Source organism: uncultured Sulfitobacter sp. (genome assembly GCF_964021855.1).
Taxonomy (GTDB): domain Bacteria; phylum Pseudomonadota; class Alphaproteobacteria; order Rhodobacterales; family Rhodobacteraceae; genus Sulfitobacter.
The window spans coordinates 871418-891024 of sequence record NZ_CAXHZD010000001.1; the positions used below are offsets into that span (position 1 = coordinate 871418).

General features: G+C 59.1%; 17 protein-coding genes. 14 read left to right on the forward strand and 3 right to left on the reverse strand.

Going from position 1 to position 19607, the window contains the following annotated elements:
• Window position 1: 1 nt before the first annotated feature.
• Window positions 2-643 (forward strand): bifunctional 4-hydroxy-2-oxoglutarate aldolase/2-dehydro-3-deoxy-phosphogluconate aldolase, encoded by a 642-nt coding sequence (gene eda, locus AADJ11_RS04265; RefSeq protein WP_341233300.1) that lies wholly within the window; start codon window positions 2-4, stop codon window positions 641-643.
• Here eda and AADJ11_RS04270 read toward each other — a convergent pair.
• Window positions 640-1164 (reverse strand): winged helix DNA-binding protein, encoded by a 525-nt coding sequence (locus tag AADJ11_RS04270; protein WP_341233301.1) that lies wholly within the window; start codon window positions 1162-1164, stop codon window positions 640-642. The two genes, eda and AADJ11_RS04270, sit on opposite strands and share 4 nt — an antisense overlap.
• Window positions 1165-1385: 221 nt before the next feature.
• Between AADJ11_RS04270 and AADJ11_RS04275 the strand changes: the two genes are divergently transcribed.
• Window positions 1386-2303 carry a lipid A-modifier LpxR family protein gene (locus AADJ11_RS04275; protein WP_341233302.1) on the forward strand — a complete coding sequence of 306 codons (918 nt, stop codon included), beginning with the start codon at window positions 1386-1388 and terminating at the stop codon, window positions 2301-2303.
• Between the two features lie 166 nt (window positions 2304-2469).
• Window positions 2470-3543 (forward strand): Hint domain-containing protein, encoded by a 1074-nt coding sequence (locus tag AADJ11_RS04280; RefSeq protein WP_341233303.1) that lies wholly within the window; start codon window positions 2470-2472, stop codon window positions 3541-3543.
• A gap of 37 nt (window positions 3544-3580) precedes the next feature.
• Here the strand turns inward: AADJ11_RS04280 and AADJ11_RS04285 are convergent, their stop codons facing one another.
• Window positions 3581-4150 (reverse strand): TlpA disulfide reductase family protein, encoded by a 570-nt coding sequence (locus tag AADJ11_RS04285; RefSeq protein ID WP_341233304.1) that lies wholly within the window; start codon window positions 4148-4150, stop codon window positions 3581-3583.
• A 22-nt stretch (window positions 4151-4172) separates the two neighbouring features.
• Between AADJ11_RS04285 and argH the strand changes: the two genes are divergently transcribed.
• The 5 genes from argH to AADJ11_RS04310 are packed head-to-tail and all read left to right on the forward strand — an operon-like array spanning window position 4173 to window position 9906.
• Window positions 4173-5564, forward strand: a complete 1392-nt coding sequence (gene argH, locus AADJ11_RS04290) for an argininosuccinate lyase (RefSeq protein ID WP_341233305.1) — start codon at window positions 4173-4175, stop codon at window positions 5562-5564.
• Complete coding sequence (locus AADJ11_RS04295; protein ID WP_341233306.1) at window positions 5561-5719, forward strand: argininosuccinate lyase; 159 nt, start codon at window positions 5561-5563, stop codon at window positions 5717-5719. Before argH ends, AADJ11_RS04295 begins: the two co-directional genes overlap by 4 nt.
• Window position 5720: 1 nt before the next feature.
• A complete protein-coding gene (locus AADJ11_RS04300) occupies window positions 5721-6038 on the forward strand; it encodes a DUF2834 domain-containing protein (protein WP_341233307.1) in 318 nt (105 codons plus the stop codon).
• A 40-nt stretch (window positions 6039-6078) separates the two neighbouring features.
• Entirely contained in the window at window positions 6079-7344 is a 1266-nt protein-coding gene (gene lysA / locus AADJ11_RS04305) for a diaminopimelate decarboxylase (RefSeq protein ID WP_341233308.1), read from the forward strand.
• A 39-nt stretch (window positions 7345-7383) separates the two neighbouring features.
• A complete protein-coding gene (locus AADJ11_RS04310) occupies window positions 7384-9906 on the forward strand; it encodes a TIGR02302 family protein (RefSeq protein WP_341233309.1) in 2523 nt (840 codons plus the stop codon).
• Window positions 9907-9933: 27 nt separating this feature from the next.
• On the opposite strand, the gene AADJ11_RS04315 is transcribed toward AADJ11_RS04310, so the two are convergent.
• Window positions 9934-10749, reverse strand: coding sequence for a zinc-ribbon domain-containing protein (locus tag AADJ11_RS04315; protein ID WP_341233310.1), 816 nt, complete (start codon window positions 10747-10749; stop codon window positions 9934-9936).
• A 164-nt stretch (window positions 10750-10913) separates the two neighbouring features.
• Here AADJ11_RS04315 and AADJ11_RS04320 point away from each other — a divergent pair, with 164 nt between their 5' ends.
• From AADJ11_RS04320 to AADJ11_RS04345, 6 genes are all read left to right on the forward strand, one after another.
• Window positions 10914-11591, forward strand: coding sequence for an ATP-binding cassette domain-containing protein (locus AADJ11_RS04320; RefSeq protein ID WP_341233664.1), 678 nt, complete (start codon window positions 10914-10916; stop codon window positions 11589-11591).
• Between the two features lie 2 nt (window positions 11592-11593).
• Entirely contained in the window at window positions 11594-12493 is a 900-nt protein-coding gene (locus AADJ11_RS04325; RefSeq protein WP_341233311.1) for an FtsX-like permease family protein, read from the forward strand.
• Window positions 12493-13221 carry a lysophospholipid acyltransferase family protein gene (locus AADJ11_RS04330; protein WP_341233312.1) on the forward strand — a complete coding sequence of 243 codons (729 nt, stop codon included), beginning with the start codon at window positions 12493-12495 and terminating at the stop codon, window positions 13219-13221. Before AADJ11_RS04325 ends, AADJ11_RS04330 begins: the two co-directional genes overlap by 1 nt.
• A gap of 186 nt (window positions 13222-13407) precedes the next feature.
• Entirely contained in the window at window positions 13408-14943 is a 1536-nt protein-coding gene (locus tag AADJ11_RS04335) for an alkaline phosphatase D family protein (protein WP_341233313.1), read from the forward strand.
• A 316-nt stretch (window positions 14944-15259) separates the two neighbouring features.
• Window positions 15260-16417 (forward strand): efflux RND transporter periplasmic adaptor subunit, encoded by a 1158-nt coding sequence (locus tag AADJ11_RS04340; RefSeq protein ID WP_341233314.1) that lies wholly within the window; start codon window positions 15260-15262, stop codon window positions 16415-16417.
• An 18-nt stretch (window positions 16418-16435) separates the two neighbouring features.
• Window positions 16436-19555 carry an efflux RND transporter permease subunit gene (locus tag AADJ11_RS04345; protein ID WP_341233315.1) on the forward strand — a complete coding sequence of 1040 codons (3120 nt, stop codon included), beginning with the start codon at window positions 16436-16438 and terminating at the stop codon, window positions 19553-19555.
• Window positions 19556-19607: the final 52 nt, after the last annotated feature.

Here is a 19607-nt window from a genome sequence, read left to right on the forward strand (position 1 = left end):
TATGACCCCGCAAGACGCAAGCGCCGCTGCCTATGATATTTGCAAACTGGCCCCGATCGTACCGGTTTTGGTGGTACATGATGTGGCTCACGCCCGCCCGTTGGCCGAGGCGTTAATCGCTGGTGGCCTGCCCGCGCTAGAGGTGACATTGCGCACCGATGCCGCATTGGAAGTGATCGCCGAAATGGCCAAGGTCGAAGGCGGTGTTGTCGGCGCAGGCACATTGTTGACGCCGGATGATGTGAAACGTGCGGTTGATGCGGGTGCGAAATTCGGTGTCTCGCCGGGGGCGACAGATATCTTGCTGCAAGCCGCCGAAGACCTTGATTTGCCGATGCTGCCCGGTGCTGCCACCGCGTCCGAGGCGATGCGCCTTTTGGAACGTGGCTATGACATGCTCAAGTTCTTTCCCGCAGAAGCATCTGGCGGGGCACCTGCGTTGAAATCGCTTGCGTCGCCGCTGCCGCAAATCCGGTTTTGCCCCACGGGCGGGGTTAGCACGGCCAACGCTGAAAGCTATCTGTCATTGCCGAACGTCGTTTGTGCAGGCGGCAGCTGGGTCGCCCCCGACGCGCTGGTGCGCAAAGGTGACTGGGCCGCGATCACGGAACTTGCCCGCGCGGCCAGCCAGTTGGGCCGCTAAAGCGACGCAGCTGCGCGACTGGCCTGATCATATTGGCCGGAAATCGCGCGCAGATGGGCGGCGATATCCCGCAGATCATCGCCTTTCATATCCGTGCGATTTAGGTTGTCGATCAGGCAAGTATTGCGCACCGCGCGATACGCCTCGATCAGTTCGGCACCGGCGGCTGAGGTGCGGTAAAACACTTCTTTGCCGCGCTTGTCGGCCTCAAGCAGGTCGGACTTGAGCAATTTACGCAGGGCGTAGTTGACTGTATGCGTGTCCTCGATGTTCAGCATAAAGCAGATGTCGGTCAGACGTTTTTCGCGACCCCGATGATTTGTGTTGTGCAGAACCAGAATTTCCAAAGGCGTCAGATCGGAATTGCCCGCCGCCGTCATGCAGCGCGACATCCAGCGGCTGAAGGCGTTATAGGCGATGATCATCCCGTACTCGAGCTCGGACGCCTCCCATCCTTCGCCCTCGGCCAAGTGGCGTGAGGATACAATCCGGCGGGAAGGTTGCGATTTTGCGTCTGACATGGGGCACCTACAGCTGATTATTGTTGTCGTTACGTTAGCGATTTGTGTGCGTCTTGCAATGTTTCGGGAATGACTTCGGGGCATTTGATTTCAAATATGAGCGGCCCAATTCTGGACGTATTTCCCCGTTAGATGGTATCGCGTTGCCAATGTGCAGCATCGAATCTGGTGACCCTAAAGGCTGCGCTGTCCAATCGGGTCCAACACAGGAGAGCCCAAGGATGCTCAAGGCCATCGCCGCCGCCGTGATTTTTCTATTGTCCCTGCCGCAGGCCGGGGCCGCAGAAGGGCGCGAATATCTTGGGTATGGGCGCTTGATCACCAACGACTATCTTGGCGATCTGCAAGACCGCGAGCGGACCGGCGCGGTGCAGTCGTCACGGGTGTGGGGGCCGGAATGGACGGGCGCATTGCCCAAGAACCTTGGTGAACTGGTTGAATTTCGCTTGGGGTTCGAGGTGCTGGCACCTGCAAACCTCGCTAATCCCTCCTCAGGGTCGCGCCCGTGGGCCGGGGCCATATCGGCTGGGATACATACCCATTTCAAGCCCAAGGACATTGAATACGCTGTCGGTGCATCGCTTTACGTGACCGGCCCGCAGACCGGCTTGGGCAGCTTTCAACGCGAACTCCACGAGCTGATCGGCGACCCGCCTCCGAGCGAGAGCACCTTGGACAGCCAGATCGAAAACGGCTTTCATCCCACCGTTCTGGTCGAGGCCGCGCGCACGATCCCGCTTGGGGAGAACAAAGCCATACGTCCGTTTATTGAAGGCCAAGCGGGTATCGAGACGATGATGCGCGCAGGGTTCGATGTGACATTCGGGGCGGCAGCAAAGGATGCGTTTTTCGTGCGCGATAGTACATCCGGGCACCGCTACCGCGTGATCCAGAAGGACAAGGTCGAGGGCTATAGCTTTGTTGCGGGGGCCGATGTCGCCTATGTCAGCGAAAGCACGTTTTTGCCAGAAAACCGCGGTTATATGCTGACCGATCACCGTGACCGCGTGCGGCTGGGTGTGCATTGGCAGGGCAAAAACGCATCGATTTTTTACGGCGCGACATGGTTGGGGAAAGAATATGAAACCCAGCCCGATGATCAGGTCGTAGGCTCGGTGCGCATCAACTTGTCATTCTAAAATGACGTCACAACCTATGGTTTACCTCGTCTAACCTGCCGTTTTGCAGACTGGCCTGCCCGCTTTTTGCAACGCGTGTGAAAATTTGGCAGTTACAGTCTTTGCATATCTCACGGTCTTTGCTACTCTAACGGTAATAAAAACACGATGAGGCAGCAGAACAGTGGTGAAAACGGGCTTTCGAGGCACGTTTGTCATTAGCTGGTCGCAGACAGACATAGACGGGCTTGAAGCCGCGCCGGTGCAATCCCTTGAGGTAGGGGCAGCATGGGCATGGCGAGGCGACGCGATACGCGTTGACGGGCCATCTGACGTTTTGCGACTGGATCAGGCAGACGGTGCAGAAGAACTTCGCAAGCGCGCGGCGCGTATGGTGCATCGGCTAGTCGGTGCGGCGTTGGATAAAGACGCGCCCAAACCGCGTAAAGACCACAGCGATGATCCCTTTAACACACTGATGGATAACAGTTTTGTCGTTACCGATGGCGGCAAAAGCTATACCGTCACACTGATCGAGGTCGGCGGTGGCAAGCAGCCGCTTTTGATGTTTATCGATGATATCCCCCCGCGCAATTGCGACCTGTGGGTCGTGCACCACAGCCTCAGCACCACGTCGTTGGACAAAGTCGCCCAGCAAAATGGCGGGGTGATTTGTTTCACACCCGGCACGTTGATCCGCACTGCGGATGGTCTGGCGCGGATCGAAGACTTGCACGAAGGCGATCTGGTGCAGACCAAAGACAACGGCGTGCAGCCGGTGCGCTGGATCGGCAAACGCCGGATGAGCGGCGCGCGCCTGTTTACGATGCCGCAACTGCGCCCCGTGCGGTTTCACGCCAATGCCTTGGGGCTTGCCCGTCCGGATCAGGATTTGCTGGTCTCGCCCAGCCATCGCATGTTGATCACCGGTGACGCGGCGCAAAGTCTGTTCAACACCAGCGAGGTGTTGGTGACGGCGCGAGATTTGGTGAATGGTTCAAGCGTCACGATTGATGCGTATCTGCGCGAGGTGACCTATATTCATCTGCTGCTGGACCAGCATCAGATCATGTGGGCGAACGGCGTCGAGACTGAAAGCTTTCATCCCGCATCGGCGGCGCTGGACAGTCTGGATGCCAAGGACCGTGAACGTTTGGTCGCGCATTACCCCTACCTCAACTCTGATCCGCAAAGCTATGGTCGCTATGCCCGCAGAAACCTGTCGATGTCCGAGGCGGCGATCCTGCAACACGCTGCGTAATGACTTTCGGGCCGCGACACAGTGGCCCCGAAACCGCTTAGCTGTCCGCGCGGCTGTCGATCAACGCTTTGATAATCGCCTTGGCGCTGTCGCTTGACCAATCCGCATCGCCGCGCAGCCGCGCGATTTCGCGCCCTTCGGGGTCTAGGATCACTGTGATCGGCAGACCAAAGACGCCCATCTGGCTGGCCAGTGCCTGTTTAGGGTCTTGGTGACGGGGCAGGCTGTCAACGCCGGCTTCCTCAAAGAACCGTTTGATCCCTTCGGGCGAATTGCGGCCCGTGGCGAGGGTCAGCACGCTGAAATCATCACCGCCGAATTCCTTTTGCAAGGCATTCAACTGCGGCATTTCCTTGCGGCAGGGCGCACACCATGTGGCCCAGAAATTCAACAGCACAAACTTTCCGCGCCAGTCTTCTAGGGTGGCGCTGCCTGCATTGTCAGCCAGATCAAAGGCGACCGTTGAGGTGGCCACAGGCGCGTCATGCACGACCAATTTCTTCATGTCGCCATCCCGCAATGCCGCGATGTCGGCCGTTTGCGCAAAGCTGGGGTTTGCACCGACCGCTAGGGCCGTATAAACGAGCGCGAGCATTATCTTTTTCATTTTCCCTCCGAGGGGTTGCCTGATGACCGATACGACTTCGAACAAAATGTGGGGTGGCCGTTTTGCCGCCGGACCAGACGCGATCATGGAGGCGATCAACGCCTCGATCTCGTTTGACCAGCGTATGGCCGCCCAGGACATTGCCGGGTCGCGCGCCCATGCCGCCATGTTGGCTGCACAAGACATCATCAGTGATAGCGATGCCGATGCCATTCGGAAAGGCCTCCTCACGGTCTTGTCAGAGATCGAAGGTGGCACATTTGCCTATTCGACCGCGCTGGAAGACATCCACATGAACGTCGAGGCGCGCCTGAAAGAGGTGATTGGCGAACCCGCTGGCCGTTTGCACACGGGCCGGTCGCGGAACGATCAGGTTGCGACAGATTTCAAACTCTGGACCCGCGACCAGTTTGACGCCGCCGAAAGCGGTTTGTTGGCGCTGATCCAAGCATTGTTGGGTCAGGCAGAGGCCGGGGCCGATTGGGTGATGCCCGGTTTCACCCATTTGCAAACCGCGCAGCCCGTGACGTGGGGCCACCATATGATGGCCTATGTCGAGATGTTTGGTCGCGATCTAAGCCGGATGCGCGATGCGCGTACGCGTATGAATGAGTCGCCTTTGGGGGCTGCTGCACTGGCTGGCACGTCCTTTCCCATCGACCGCGACATGACGGCGCAGGCGCTTGGCTTTGACCGCCCGTCGGCCAATTCGCTGGACGCGGTCAGCGACCGTGACTTTGCGCTCGAATTCCTTGGGGCGGCGTCGATTTGCGCCATGCACCTTAGCCGCTTTGCCGAGGAACTGGTGATCTGGTCGTCGGCGCAGTTCCGTTTCGTGACCCTGTCGGACCGGTTTTCGACCGGGTCCAGCATCATGCCGCAAAAGAAAAACCCCGACGCGGCAGAGCTGATCCGCGCCAAGATCGGTCGCATCATGGGGGCCAATGTGGCGCTGATGATGGTGATGAAGGGGCTGCCGCTGGCCTATTCCAAGGACATGCAGGAAGACAAAGAACAGGTATTCGACGCTGCCGATAACCTGATGCTGGCGCTGGCCGCGATGGAAGGCATGGTCAAAGACATGTCTGCCAACCGCGACAGTCTTGCTGCGGCGGCGGGGTCCGGTTTCTCGACCGCGACCGATCTGGCCGACTGGTTGGTGCGGGTGTTGGGCCTGCCCTTCCGCGATGCGCATCACATCACCGGATCGCTGGTGGCGCTGGCCGAAAAGAACGGCTGCGACTTGCCTGATCTGACGCTGGAGCAGATGAAAGCCGCCCATGACGGGATTACTGCGGATGTGTTTGACGTGCTTGGTGTGGAAAATTCCGTCAATTCGCGTATGTCATACGGGGGTACCGCGCCCGCGCAGGTCCGCGCGCAGGTAGCCCGTTGGAAAGGGATCCTTGGATGAAACGCGCCATCGCGATTGTCATGTTGATAACCCTCGCGGCTTGTGGCGCGGACGGAGAGCCGAAACCGCCGCACCAGCGCCAGCAACCCTCGGCGACTGAGCCGGGGGTATCTGTTTCGGGCTCTGCCGAATTTGGCGTGGTTAAGAATTTTTAGAATGTCGATTTTGCGGATGATATATTTGGCGCTGGCCATCTGGGGTGCCATTCATCCGATGTATTATTTCATCACTTGGTTCAGCGCCAACGGTGTTGATCTCATGGGGATGGTGGACGCGTGGCATGCGAATGCGGCGTCCAGCGGGCTGGTCTGGGATTTGACCATTGCCGCTGTCACCCTGACCGTTTGGATCATCGCCGAGGTCGCAGTCCGGCGAAATTGGCTGGCGCTGATTGCCATTCCCGCAACCTTTGGTATTGGGGTAAGCTGTGGCCTGCCTTTGTATCTATTTCTGCGGTCGGCCCCTGTAAAATAGCGTCGGAGCCTCCGGCGGGGATATTTGGGAGCCAGAGAAGATGGATCATTTCCTGTATCGCGACGGTGCGCTGTTCGCTGAGGATGTCGCCATTGCCGAGATCGCAGCAGCGGTAGGGACACCGTTTTACGTTTATTCCACCGCGACTTTGTTGCGGCATTTCAAGGCGTTTGATGACGCGTTGGACGGGATGGACCATCTGGTGTGCTACGCGATGAAGGCGAACTCCAACCAAGCGGTTTTGCAGACTTTGGCCCAAGCGGGTGCGGGCATGGATGTTGTGTCAGCCGGGGAATATCTGCGCGCCAAGGCCGCAGGCGTGCCGGGCGATAAAATCGTGTTTTCCGGCGTGGGCAAAACCGCCGCTGAAATCCGGTTGGCGCTTGAGGGTGGTATTCGGCAGTTCAACGTGGAATCAGAGCCTGAGATGGAAGTGCTGAACGCTGTTGCGCAATCCATGGGCGTGGTCGCGCCAATCACCATTCGTGTGAACCCGGATGTTGATGCCAAGACTCATGCTAAGATCGCGACTGGCAAATCCGAGAACAAATTTGGCATCCCCATTGCGCGTGCGCGCGAGGTGTATGCCATGGCTGCCGCTATGGCGGGCCTAGAGGTGATTGGGATCGACGTGCATATCGGCAGCCAGTTGACCGATCTGGCCCCGTTCGAGATGGCCTATGACAAGGTTGCCGAGCTGACCGAAGTGTTGCGCGCCGACGGTCATACGATCAAACGTCTTGATCTGGGCGGCGGTCTGGGTATCCCATACGAGCGCAGCAATGAGGCACCACCCTTGCCCAGTGACTATGGCGCGATGGTGCAGCGCAAGCTGGGCCATTTGGGTTGTGAGATCGAGATTGAACCGGGTCGTTTGATCGCGGGGAATGCGGGGCTGATGGTCAGCGAAGTTATTTATGTGAAGTCTGGCGAAGGGCGCGATTTCCTGATTCTTGACGGTGCGATGAACGACCTGATCCGCCCTGCGATGTACGAGGCGTATCATGATATCGTGCCGGTGGTTGAACCCGCCGCAGGGGCCGAGCAGCAACCCTATGACATCGTTGGCCCGGTCTGCGAATCCGGTGACACCTTTGCCAAGCAACGGATGATGCCACAGTTGGCGGCGGGTGATTTGGTCGCCTTCAGAAGTGCCGGTGCATATGGCGCGGTGATGAGCAGCGAATACAATTCGCGCGCCCTTATTCCCGAGGTGTTGGTCAAAGGCGATCAATTTGCGGTTATTCGCGCACGCCCGACCTTTGACGAAATGATAAATCGCGATACCATCCCTGAATGGCTTTGACCGCGCGCTGCGTGTCAGCCACGCGGGAGATCGGTGTAAATGGCCCCATTCAAAGACGATGATCAGCATCCCGGGCTTGCGAATATTCGCGGCCCGCTTCGGCTGACATGGGCTGGAATGTGGGCGGAAAGCCTAGTTCGGGCGCTGTGGCCGATACTGGCTGTCGTCTTGTTGGTCCTTGCTGCGCTGATGCTGGGGCTGCAGGATGTTGTAGTTTTAGACGTCGTCTATGGTGCCGCTGTCGTTGCGTTTGTCGCGGCCTGCGCGGCGATGGTCTATGCGTTTCGCAATTTTTATATCCCGACCCGGGCCGAGGCGCTTGCGCGGTTAGACGCCAGCCTGCCGGGACGTCCTATTCAAGCTTTGATGGATGATCAGGCGATTGGTGCGGGCGATGCGGCATCCATGGCGGTGTGGCGCGCCCACCAAAAACGCATGGCAGATCGGGCGGCAAGGGCGCGGGCGGTGCCGGCTGACCTGCGGGTGTCACGGCGTGATCCCTATGCCCTGCGCTATGTCGCGCTTCTGTTTTTCGCAGTCGCGTTGATATTCGGCTCTGTCCTGCGGGTGGGGTCTGTGGCGGGGATGGTGCCCGGCGCTGGCGGTCTGGCGAGTGGTCCGGTTTGGGAAGGCTGGGCGGAGCCGCCGCGCTATACTGGCAAGCCCACCTTGTATTTAGCCGACCTTGAGGAAGGGCCGCTGAGCTTGCCAAAGGGCACGTTGATCACCGTGCGGCTGTACGGCGAGGTTGGCGCACTTGAGGTGGCTGAGACTGTATCTGGGCAGGCGCAGGCGGCCGAGGACGATCCGGCCTTGGTTCTAGATTTCAAAGTGAACCAAAGCGGCGGGATTAGCATCGACGGCCCCGGCGGGCGCAGCTGGGATGTGGCGATGCTGCCCGACGCGGCACCAAAGGTCGAGATAGCGGGTGAGCCGCAGGTCGCAGCGTTGGGCGAAATGAGCCTGCCCTTTGCCGCCAGCGACGATTACGGCGTTGAGGCTGGAGAGGCGCGTATCAGCCTTGATCTGGCGTCGGTTGACCGGCGCTATGGGCTGGCGATTGAGCCGGACGCGCGGCCTGATGTGACTGTTCCACTGCCCATGCCGATCTCGGGCAAGCGCACGAATTTCGAAGAAAACCTGATCGAGAATTTTTCCAAGCACCCGTGGGCGAACCTGCCCATAAAAATAAGCCTGAGCGTGTTGGACGCCTCAGAGCAGCAATTTAGCACCGCGCCCAGCGACATGATCCTGCCGGGGCGGCGGTTTTTCGATCCGCTGGCCGCTGCGGTGATTGAACAGCGCCGTGATTTGCTGTGGTCAAAGGCGAATGCGCCGCGGTTGGTGCAACTGCTCAAGGCGGTGTCGTACCGCCCGCAAGATGTGTTCCGAACCGAGACATCGGCCCTGCGTTTGCGTCGCCAGATTGACCGGCTGGATATTCGCGCGAAATACGGGCTGACGGATGACCTGCAAGCCGAGATCGCGGATGACCTGTGGGACCTGGCGATTGAGTTGGAGGAAGGGGTGTTGGCCGACGCGTTGGAGCGGATGCGGCGCGCCCAAGAGCGTTTGGCCGAAGCGATGAAAAACGGCGCGTCCAACGAAGAGATTGCCGAGCTGATGGACGAGCTGCGCCGTGCGACGGAAGAGTACATGCAGCAATTGCAGCGTCAGCAGGCCCAAGAAGGGCAAGATGGCGAGCAGCAGCAGGGTCCGCAAGGCGAAACAATGCAGATGACCCAAGACGATCTGCAACGCATGATGGACCGCATTCAAGAGCTGATGGAGCAAGGGCGCATGGCCGAGGCCGAACAGGCGCTGCGCGAGTTGCAAGAGATGATGGAGAACATGCGCGTCACCGAAGGCCAGCCTGGCCAAGGCGGGGAAAGCCCCGGCGAGCAGGCGATGGAGGGCTTGGCGGATACATTGCGAGAGCAGCAAGAGCTGAGCGATCAGGCGTTTCGTGATCTTCAAGAACAGTTCAACCCCAATGGAAATCAGGATCAGCCGGGCGAAGAGGACGGCCAACAGCAAGGGCAAGAACCGGGCGAGGGTCAACAGCCGGGACAGGATTCCATCGCCGAACGTCAGCAAGCGCTGCGCAATGAGCTGAACCGCCAAGAGGGACGCTTGCCCGGCCAAGGATCGGCGGAGGGAGAGGCCGCGCGCGATGCATTGGACCGGGCTGGCCGCGCCATGGATGATGCGGAACAAGCCCTGCGCCAAAACGAGCTGGCGGATGCCATCGACGATCAAGCCCGCGCAATGGAAGCGCTGCGCGAAGGCATGCGCGCGCTAGGCGACGCACTAGCGCAAGAGCAGCAGCAACAAGCGGGTCAAGGCAATGCCGAGGGTAATCAGCGGGCCGATCAGCGCGATCCGCTGGGGCGCGATCAATCGTCAAACGGGGGCGAAAGCACGCAAGGGGATCTGGCGTTGGATAACGATGCCTATGGCCGCGCGCGCGAATTGCTGGATGAAATCCGTCGCCGTTCGGGAGAGACAGAGCGCCCAGAGGTCGAACGTGATTACCTTAATAGGTTGTTGGACCGTTTTTAAGTCAGGATTGAACACCGTCTGGCGGGCTTAGCCGCCCGATTGTGAAGCTTTCGCCTCTAACCACAGCAGAACGCTTTGCACTGAACTGTCCAGCGACACACGCGCCTGATTTACTGTGGCAACATATTTGGAAAGAAGCGGCTGAAGCTGGGGAACCGTCGATGAAATCTGTGCGGCAAAGATGTAGATAACCAAAAGCAGCGCTGCCAATATGATAACCAAGGCAAAGCCGCGCTTGAACCCGCTTTGACCTTTTGAACCGGCACCCATGGTCGTGTCTTCCAGATCGGGGTCCGCCGAGCGGCGCTCGTTTCCGGTGCGCAGCGTCGAATTGATTTCCTCGATATCAGGCAAAAGATTGCGCCGTGATGCAGTCATCGCCGCACTTGGCGTCGCTACGGGTTCGCTCGGCGTGGCGTCACCGCGCAAGCGTGCTGTGCGTTCTTTGGCCAAGCGGGCGCGTTCATCCGCGTCGGGTTCATCGGGTGTATCATCAAGACCAAGATCGGGTTGGCTTTCCAGCACTTCAGCCTGCTTGCTTTGCCGGGCCAGTTTTTCGGCTTCGGCTTCTTGCCGCAAGATGTCTGCGACCGACGGGTCCAACTGTTTGCGCGTTGGCGTGGGCTTGGTCGGCGGCGCGGCTGGTGGCGGTGTGGCTGTTTCCTCGTCCGGGGTTGGCGCGGGGTCGCCCAACTCTCCGGGGGTGTCGTCCGGTTCATAATCAGGGTGATGCTGGAACCAGGTTTGCCCGCAATTAGAGCATTGCACGTCGCGCCCCGAGGTGGGCATGACGTCATCGGGCACTTCGTATTGCGCATCACAATTGGGACAGATCAATCTCATGTCGCGTCCGTACCCATTGAAAACTCCATCGTTTGCACGTGCTTGCCACCATATGACCTAGAAAACGGCAGTAAAAGTGCAATCTTCGTCGGGTGGGGTGTTCGGGCGCATTGAAACCCATGCGGTGCTGAGGCACAACAGTCCAAACGAAATGGGATATGCCTGTGATCGAATTTGAAAACGTGGCCTATAGTTACGGCGGAGGCGAGCTTTTGTCCGATATCTCGGTCAAGCTGGCACCGGGTTCGTTTCACTTTCTGACGGGGCCGTCAGGGGCGGGCAAGACCACCTTGATGAAACTGTGCTATGGTGCGTTGCTGCCGACGGCTGGCCACGTGACCTTGTTTGGCAGAGATGCGCGCAGCCTAGACCGTGATGATATCGCGATGATGCGCCGCCGTGTGGGGGTTGTGCATCAAGATTGCCAGTTCCTGAACCATATGTCGGTTGCTGAAAATATCGGCCTGCCGTTAACGGTGTCCGGCCGGCACGCCGAAACCGGCGGCGATGACCTGTCAGAGCTGCTGGCCTGGGTTGGTCTCTCCAACCGTGCCGACGCGTTGCCGCCAGAGTTATCGGGCGGGGAACGGCAGCGCGCGGCCTTGGCCCGTGCGGTGATCATGTCGCCGGATGTGGTGCTGGCGGACGAGCCGACCGGCAACGTCGATTGGGAAATGTCGCAACGCTTGCTAAGGCTGCTGATCGAACTGAACAAAATGGGCAAAACCGTGTTGATCGCGACCCATGACCTGAGCCTGATCCGCGCCACCAAGGCGCATGTGCAAGCCCGCGTGTTGCGCATTGCCAACCGGCGCATTCAACTGGCGGGGGCGGATTTGTGAACATGTTTCGATTTGCCATTGCAGCCCTTTGGACAGGGGACCGGCAAGCGGACCGCGTGGTGCCGCCCTCGGGGTTCACTGCGCAACTGACCTTGTTTGCGGCGGGGACAATGGCATTTCTGGCGGTCTTTGCGCTGGCGCTTTCATTGGCGTCTGGCCGCTTGGCCACGATCTGGGGGCAGGAATTGGCGCGCACTGCGACGATCCGGGTGGTGGCACCCGTTGATCAACGTGCCGCCCAAACCGAAGCGGCTTTGCGCATTCTTGAAACGACCAAGGGCGTCGCCTCTGCCCGTGCCTTAACGGACGCTGAACAACAGGCGCTGCTGGCCCCATGGTTCGGCGCAGAGCTGGCAATTGATGCATTGCCTGTCCCGCGCCTGATCGAGATCGTGGAGGACAACGAAGGGTTGGACCCCGAAGGCTTGCGCCTGCGATTGGCCGCTGAGGTGCCGGGGGCCATTCTAGACGATCACAACCGCTGGCGCGCGCCGCTGGTCCAAGCCGCATCGCGGTTGAAACTGCTGGGCTGGATATCGACGATCCTGATCACGGCCACTTTGGCCGCGATGGTGACGCTGGCCGCGAATGCGGCGCTCTCGGCAAATGCGCAGGTGATCGCGGTGCTGCGGCTGGTTGGGGCCACCGACAGCTACATCGCACAAGCCTTTATTCGCCGTTTCACCTTTCGCGCCCTGTCAGGGGCTGCCGCGGGCACGGTTCTGGGGATGCTGGCCATGGTGCTGCTGCCCAGTACAGAGGACGTCGGCGGATTTTTGACGGGGCTAGGTTTTCAGGGACGGCATTGGCTGGTCCCATTGTTGATCCCGTTTCTGGCCGGGGCTGTTGCCTTTGCCGCCACGGGTGCCGCCGCCAAACGCACGCTAAAGGAACTTGCCTGATGCTCCAATGGATACGATCGCTGGCGTTTGTCGCAATATCCACAATTGCCATGCCAATTTTCGGGCTGGTCTATGCGCCGTGGGCCATGTTTTCGCTGCGCGGTGCCTATGTCTGCTGCAAAAGCTATTCGCGGTTTATCATGTGGCTGGCCGAACATCTGGTTGGTATGCGTTGCGAAGTGCGCGGCACGCCCCCTGTTGATGGGGTCCTGATTGCCGCGAAACATCAATCGTTTCTAGATATTATGATGATCTTTCAGGCGGTGCCGCTTGGAAAATTCATCATGAAAAAGGAAATCCTGTGGACGCCGGTGATCGGGCAATACGCAAAACGGATGAAGATGTACGCCGTTGACCGCGGCAAGCGCGGCGCGGCTGTGGCCAAAATGCTAGAAGACGTCAAAGCAGGGCATGTCGAGGCCGGTCAGTTGATTATCTATTCCCAAGGCACACGCGTGGCCCCGGGGGTATCTGCCCCCTATAAAAAGGGAACCGCAGCCTTGTACGAACAAATGGGTCAAACCTGCGTGCCTGTCGCTACAAATGTCGGATATTTCTGGCCCCGCCGTGGGCTGTACCGTCGCCCGGGTGTGGCAGTGGTCGAGTTTCTGGAGCCAATTCCAGCAGGCCTGCCGCGCGATGAGTTCATGTCCCGCCTTGAACAGACAGTAGAAGCACGGTCAGACGCCTTGTTGGCCGAAGCAAAATCTTGGGACGGGAGGGGCTAACCCTCCCGACCTTGCGGGTGATGCTGACATAGAACTGTTTTGGCAGGTTGACTGACAGAATTACGATAAAGATACACCTACCCTCCCACTCCCCCATTATCATAAAGCTTTCATAAAACTGTCGGTGGAGTGAAACCCTCTGCCTGAATGGTCTCGTCTATAGAAACCATTCAGGAGTCGCAGTTTATGCCACGTATTTCCTTCACCCGCCGTCAGGCTCTCTTGGGCTCGGCCGCTCTTGGGGCTTCATTGTCTATGCCGTCCCTTTCGCGCGCGCAGTCGCGTCCTATTATCACCCACGGCGTGATGTCCGGCGATGTTGCCCATGACGGCGCGATGATCTGGAGCCGTGCAGACCGCGAGGCAAAGATGCTCGTTGAATGGGCCACGACCGAGAGCATGTCTGACGCGCAGGCTGTCCCCGCTTTGGCCGTTGGCACCCCATCTGATTACACAGGCAAGCTGGCGTTGACCGGGCTGCCCAGCGATCAGGATATCTTTTACCGCGTGACGATGACCGATCTGGCAGATGGCACCATGTCAGAGCCGACATTGGGCAAATTCCGGACCGCCCCGATGGGCAACCGCGATGTCAGTTTCGTCTGGTCAGGCGATACCGCCGGCCAAGGTTGGGGTATTGACGAGGATCGCGGCGGCATGACCACCTATGCCACCATGTTGGGTCATACGCCTGACTTTTTCCTGCATTCCGGCGACACGGTCTATGCCGATGGCCCCCTGAAGGAGGAGGTCGAGCTGGAGGACGGGACAATCTGGAAGAACATCGTCACGCCCGCCAAAAGCAAGGTGGCCGAAACCCTCGACGAATTCCGGGGCCAGCATCTGTACAACTACATGGACCGTAATGTTCAGGCGTTCAATGCGGCGGTCCCGATGATTTCGCAATGGGACGACCATGAGGTGACGAACAACTGGTACCCGAACGAGGTGCTTGCCAGCGACGACCGCTATGCGGTCAAGTCGATGCAGACGCTTTCGGCGCGCGCGGCCCATGCGTTTCACGAGATGATGCCAACACGTCAAAATCTGGCCGAACCAATGCGGGTTTACCGCAAGGTTTCTTATGGCCCGCTGCTGGATATCTTTGTGATCGACATGCGCACCTATCGGGGTGACAACACCGCCAATACCGAAGCAGAAGGCACGCCGTTTCTGGGGGCCGAGCAACTGGCATGGCTCAAGCGGGAAATGGTGAACTCCACCGCGACGTGGAAGGTGATCGCATCTGACATGCCGATTGGGATGATGGTGCGCGACGGCGATACGAATATGGAGAATGGGGCGAATGGTGACGGTCCGGTTCTCGGGCGCGAGCAAGACATTGCTGCTGTGCTGTCCTTTATCAAGGCTGCGGAAATCGCGAACACCGTCTGGCTGACCGCAGACGTGCATTACACTGCTGCGCATCACTACTCGCCGGATCGCGCCGTGTTTCAGGAGTTTGACCCGTTCTGGGAATTCGTGTCTGGCCCGCTGCATGCGGGCACCTTTGGCCCGTCGAGCTATGACAACACCTTTGGCCCCGAAGTACGCTTTGCCAAACATCCCGAAGAAGGCAAGGCCAACCTGCCGCCAAGCGACGGTTTGCAGTTTTTCGGCAAGGTCGACATTGCCGCCGACACGGGCGTGATGACCGTGCGCCTGATGGACAGCGCAGATGTAGAGCTGTGGTCGGTCGAGCTGGAACCGAAAACCGTCTGAACGATCAAGTAACGGGGGGGCGGCTGCGACAGGCCGCCCTTTCTTTGATCTCAAAGTAGAAGTGCATTCTGCGACGGGGATCTTGGGCTGTATCAACGCTTGCGGGAAATGCGATCCGGCAAGCGTTCAAGTATATGTTAGAAGGTTTGGATTGACTTCTTCGCCGTACGAAATAAATAGGCGTTTAGTAAGCTTGGCTTAGTATATAGCGTTGTATTTTCAAACGCTGTTTCTGACCTGCCAACTATATTTTGCCGCAAGGCGCTATACTCAACCCAAGTTTGTCATCCGCAACGTCTGACGGGACCATCAAACCATGCATTCGATCCACCCCTTCCGGCGCTTGCCGTTGCTTTGCCTTACACTTGCCGCCTTCGCCTTTCCAGCGGCTGCCCAACAGCAAGGGCGCCCACCGCCCGCAGTCACCGTGGTAACGGTTCAACCCCAAGATGTGACCCTGACGACAACCCTGCCCGGACGCGTTGTGGCCTCTGCCACGGCAGAAGTACGCCCGCAGGTCGCGGGGATCGTCACCGAACGTCTGTTCCAAGAAGGCGGATCGGTCGAGGCGGGAGATGTGCTTTATAAGATCGACCCTGCGAGCTACGAGGCCGCTGTCGCGCAAGCCGATGCGGCGGTGGCGCAAGCGCAGGCGCAGTTGAACGCTGCCGAGAAAGAGGAAGTTCGGCAACAAGAACTGGCCTCGCGCAATGTTGCCAGCACCGCCTCGCTTGATAGTGCCGTCGCTGCGCGGGATGTCGCGCGGGCCGGTCTTCAGGCCGCGCAAGCACAGCGCCACGCGACACAGATCGAGCTTGACCGGACCGAGATTACAGCCCGTTTGTCAGGCGAAATCGGGCGTTCCTTGGCCAGCCAAGGTGCATTGGTCACGGCAAGTCAGGCCAGCCCGATGGCCGTAATCCGCAATATCGACACGGTGTATGTGGACGTGACCCAATCCGCCGCCGAGATGCTGGAATGGCGCCGTGGCAATATGGGTGAACGGCTGGGTGACAGTATGGCCCGTGTCAGTCTGACGCTCGCCGATGGCAGCCTCTATGACCAGACCGGCACGCTGACTGCTGCGGAACCTGACGTGGATGAACAGACCGGGGTCGTGGTGCTGCGGATGTCGTTCGACAATCCCGGCAAGCTGCTGCTGCCCGGCATGTATGTGCAGGTCGAAATGCCGACACGGACTGCGCAAGGTGTGTTTGTCATCCCCCAAGAAGCCGTAAGCCGCAACCGGCGCGGACAGCCCGTTGCGATGGTGGTGGGCGATGACAATGTTGTCGAGACGCGCCAGCTGACCGTTTTGCAGGACATGGGCAGCGACTGGGTGGTGAGCGAGGGGCTGAACGCGGGCGACAGGATTGTGACCGTGGGTCTGCAAAAAGCCAGCCCCGGCGCGACAGTGACGCCCGAGGAACAGACATCGGCACCAGTCGATCCGTCCGATACCAAAACCGAATAATTCAGAACCGGAATATCCATGGCCCGCTTTTTCATCGACCGCCCGATTTTTGCATGGGTCATCGCGATTTTCATTATGGGCATCGGGGTGCTTTCCATTCTGCGGCTTCCCGTGGCGCAATATCCGCAGATCGCGCCGCCAACCGTTTCGGTCAATGCCGTCTATCCCGGTGCGTCAGCTGACACGGTGGCAAATACCGTCACGCAGGTTATCGAACAGCAGATGACCGGGCTGGACGGGCTGCGCTATATTTCATCCAGTTCGACGTCGTCTGGCAGCGCCAGTGTGACCCTGACATTCGAAACAGGCACTGATCCGGACATCGCCCAAGTCCAAGTGCAAAACAAACTGGCGCAAGCCACCGCGCTGCTGCCCGAAACGGTACAGCGGCAAGGTGTAACGGTTCAAAAATCATCGGCCGGCTTCTTGATGGTGATCTCTTTGATCTCCGAAGATGGAAACCTCGATGCGACGGACCTTGGCGATTATCTGTCCACCAACCTCGTGAACGAGCTGAGCCGGGTCGAGGGTGTTGGCAGCGTGCGGGTTTTCGGCGCGCAATACGCCATGCGCATCTGGCTTGACCCGGCCAAACTGGCGGCGTTCGAGCTGACACCGTCGGATGTCGTTGCCGCTGTATCTGCCGAGAACGCACAAATTTCTGCCGGTGCCTTTGGATCGCGTCCCTCTGTCGAAGGGCAACAGCTTTCCGCGACGATCACAGCGCAATCGCTTCTGCGTACGCCCGAGGATTTCCGCCAGATCGTACTGCGCGCAGAAACCGACGGCGGGTTGGTTTTGGTCAATGATGTCGCTCGTGTCGAGATCGGCGCCGAAAGCTATGCCACCGTGTCGCGCTATAACCGCAACCCGTCGACGGGGATGGCGATCAGTCTGGCACCGGGTGCCAACGCGCTGGACACGGCAAATGCGGTCGAGAGCCGTATGGAAGAGCTGGCGGCATTTTTCCCCGAAGGCGTGACCTATGTCGTACCCTTTGACACGACGCCTTTTGTCACAATCTCGATCGAAGAGGTGGTCAAGACGCTGATCGAGGCGATCATCCTCGTCTTCCTTGTGATGTATCTGTTCCTGCAAAATTTCCGCGCAACGTTGATCCCCACGCTGGCGGTGCCGGTTGTCTTGCTAGGCACATTCGGCGTGATGGCCGTGCTTGGGTTTTCGATCAACACGCTGACAATGCTTGCGATGGTGTTGGCCATCGGTCTGCTGGTGGATGACGCGATTGTTGTGGTCGAAAACGTCGAACGGATTATGGAGCAAGAAGGCCTTGGCCCGGTTGAGGCGACGCGCAAATCGATGGACCAGATCACCGGTGCCCTGATCGGTATCGCGGTTGTGCTCTCTGCCGTGTTCGTGCCGGTGGCGTTTTTCCCCGGCTCAACCGGGGTGATTTACAAGCAGTTTGCGGTCACGATTATCTCGGCCATGACGCTATCGGTCGTGGTGGCGCTGACCCTGACGCCCGCGCTTTGTGCGACATTGCTTAAGGCGAAGAAGCACGATGAAAAACGCGGACCGTTCAAGTGGTTCAACACCGGATTTGACAAGCTGCGCGGCGGTTACGCCGGTCTTGTCGGTGGTATCGTGCGGCATCCGTTTATCAGCGGCGTCCTTTATCTTGCGATCATCGCGGCCATGGGCGCGCTGTTCCTGCGTACGCCCCAAGGGTTCCTGCCGGACGAGGATCAGGGCATTCTCTTTACCCTCATTCAAACCCCGACGGGGGCCACTGCCGAACGCACGCTCGAAGTCGTCAAACAGGTCGAGGATTATTACCTGAACCAAGAAAGCGACATGGTCCAATCCGTATTCGGCGTTGTCGGGTTCAGCTTTGCGGGGCAAGGGCAGAACCTTGGGCTGGCTTTTGTCCGTCTCAAGGACTGGGATGAACGCACCGCGCCGAACCTCAGCGTACAAGCGCTGGCCGGGCGTGCGTTTGGTGCCTTTAGCCAGATCAAGGACGCGCAAGTATTCCCCGTTGTGCCACCTTCGGTGATCGAACTGGGCAACGTGTCTGGCTTTGATTTCTACCTTCAGGCGCGCGGTGGACAGACCCACGAACAGCTTCTGGATGCGCGTAATCAACTGCTTGGTGCCGCAGCGCAAAGCCCGCTGATCGCCTCGCTCCGCCCCAGCGGGCTTGAGGATGCAGCGCAGTTTAACCTTGATATCGACTGGCGCCGCGCCGGTGCAATGGGGGTAACGGCCAGCGATGTCGGCAACCTGCTGACCATCGCATGGGCGGGCCGCTATGTGAACGATTTCATCGACGAAGGGCGGATAAAACGCGTCTATGTCCAGGGCGAGGCTGACGCCCGCGCATTGCCGTCCGACCTGCAAAAATGGCGCGTGCGGAATGCGAGCGGTGGGTTGGTCCCTTTCTCGAATTTCACCGAGGCGAATTGGACCTTCGGCCCCCAAGGCGTGAACCGTTATAACGGTGTGCCAGCGATGCAATTGCAAGGGACTGCAGCCCCCGGCACCAGCACGGGCGAGGGGCTTGCCGAGCTGATGCGGCTTGCCCAAGATTTGCCACCGGGCTTTGTCATCGCACCCACAGGTTTGTCGCTTGAGGAGCAAGAATCCGGCAATCAGGCACCGTTGCTTTATGCCCTGTCGCTGGCCGCGATCTTCCTGTCATTGGCCGCACTCTATGAAAGCTGGTCGATCCCCTTCGCGGTAATGCTCGCCATGCCAATTGGGGTTCTCGGGGCCCTGTCGGGTGCTTATTTTGGTGGGTTTGAGAACGGGGTCTTCTTTCAGGTCGGCCTGCTGACGGTGATCGGCCTGACCGGTAAAAATGCGATCCTGATCGTGGAGTTTGCCCGTGACCGACGCGAAGAGGGCGAAAGCATTATTAACGCGGCCCTCGATGCTGCAAAACAACGGTTCCGCCCGATTATCATGACTTCAATGGCGTTCTCGCTGGGTGTATTGCCGCTGGTTCTAAGCAGCGGTGCCGGATCGGGTGGTCGCACAGCCATCGGCAGCGGCGTGCTGTCTGGTACCATCGCGGCAACCGTGCTGGGCGTTTTGTTCGTGCCGTTCTTCTTTGTGATGATCGCGCGGATGACGCGGAATAGGGATGCGAAGAAGGTTGACACGAAGGGGTAGCTCTTAAGGGCGCTCGACGCGTTTTCCGAGAAAAGCGGCAAACCCTTGGGGT

Bases quoted from the DNA above. Each gene is read 5' to 3' on its own strand.
- eda (WP_341233300.1), top strand. From the start codon at position 2: ATGACCCCGCAAGACGCAAGCGCCGCTGCCTATGATATTTGCAAACTG.
- AADJ11_RS04270 (WP_341233301.1), bottom strand. From the start codon at position 1,164: ATGTCAGACGCAAAATCGCAACCTTCCCGCCGGATTGTATCCTCACGC.
- AADJ11_RS04275 (WP_341233302.1), top strand. From the start codon at position 1,386: ATGCTCAAGGCCATCGCCGCCGCCGTGATTTTTCTATTGTCCCTGCCG.
- AADJ11_RS04285 (WP_341233304.1), bottom strand. From the start codon at position 4,150: ATGAAAAAGATAATGCTCGCGCTCGTTTATACGGCCCTAGCGGTCGGT.
- argH (WP_341233305.1), top strand. From the start codon at position 4,173: ATGACCGATACGACTTCGAACAAAATGTGGGGTGGCCGTTTTGCCGCC.
- AADJ11_RS04295 (WP_341233306.1), top strand. From the start codon at position 5,561: ATGAAACGCGCCATCGCGATTGTCATGTTGATAACCCTCGCGGCTTGT.
- AADJ11_RS04300 (WP_341233307.1), top strand. From the start codon at position 5,721: ATGTCGATTTTGCGGATGATATATTTGGCGCTGGCCATCTGGGGTGCC.
- lysA (WP_341233308.1), top strand. From the start codon at position 6,079: ATGGATCATTTCCTGTATCGCGACGGTGCGCTGTTCGCTGAGGATGTC.
- AADJ11_RS04310 (WP_341233309.1), top strand. From the start codon at position 7,384: ATGGCCCCATTCAAAGACGATGATCAGCATCCCGGGCTTGCGAATATT.
- AADJ11_RS04315 (WP_341233310.1), bottom strand. From the start codon at position 10,749: ATGAGATTGATCTGTCCCAATTGTGATGCGCAATACGAAGTGCCCGAT.
- AADJ11_RS04325 (WP_341233311.1), top strand. From the start codon at position 11,594: ATGTTTCGATTTGCCATTGCAGCCCTTTGGACAGGGGACCGGCAAGCG.
- AADJ11_RS04330 (WP_341233312.1), top strand. From the start codon at position 12,493: ATGCTCCAATGGATACGATCGCTGGCGTTTGTCGCAATATCCACAATT.
- AADJ11_RS04335 (WP_341233313.1), top strand. From the start codon at position 13,408: ATGCCACGTATTTCCTTCACCCGCCGTCAGGCTCTCTTGGGCTCGGCC.
- AADJ11_RS04340 (WP_341233314.1), top strand. From the start codon at position 15,260: ATGCATTCGATCCACCCCTTCCGGCGCTTGCCGTTGCTTTGCCTTACA.
- AADJ11_RS04345 (WP_341233315.1), top strand. From the start codon at position 16,436: ATGGCCCGCTTTTTCATCGACCGCCCGATTTTTGCATGGGTCATCGCG.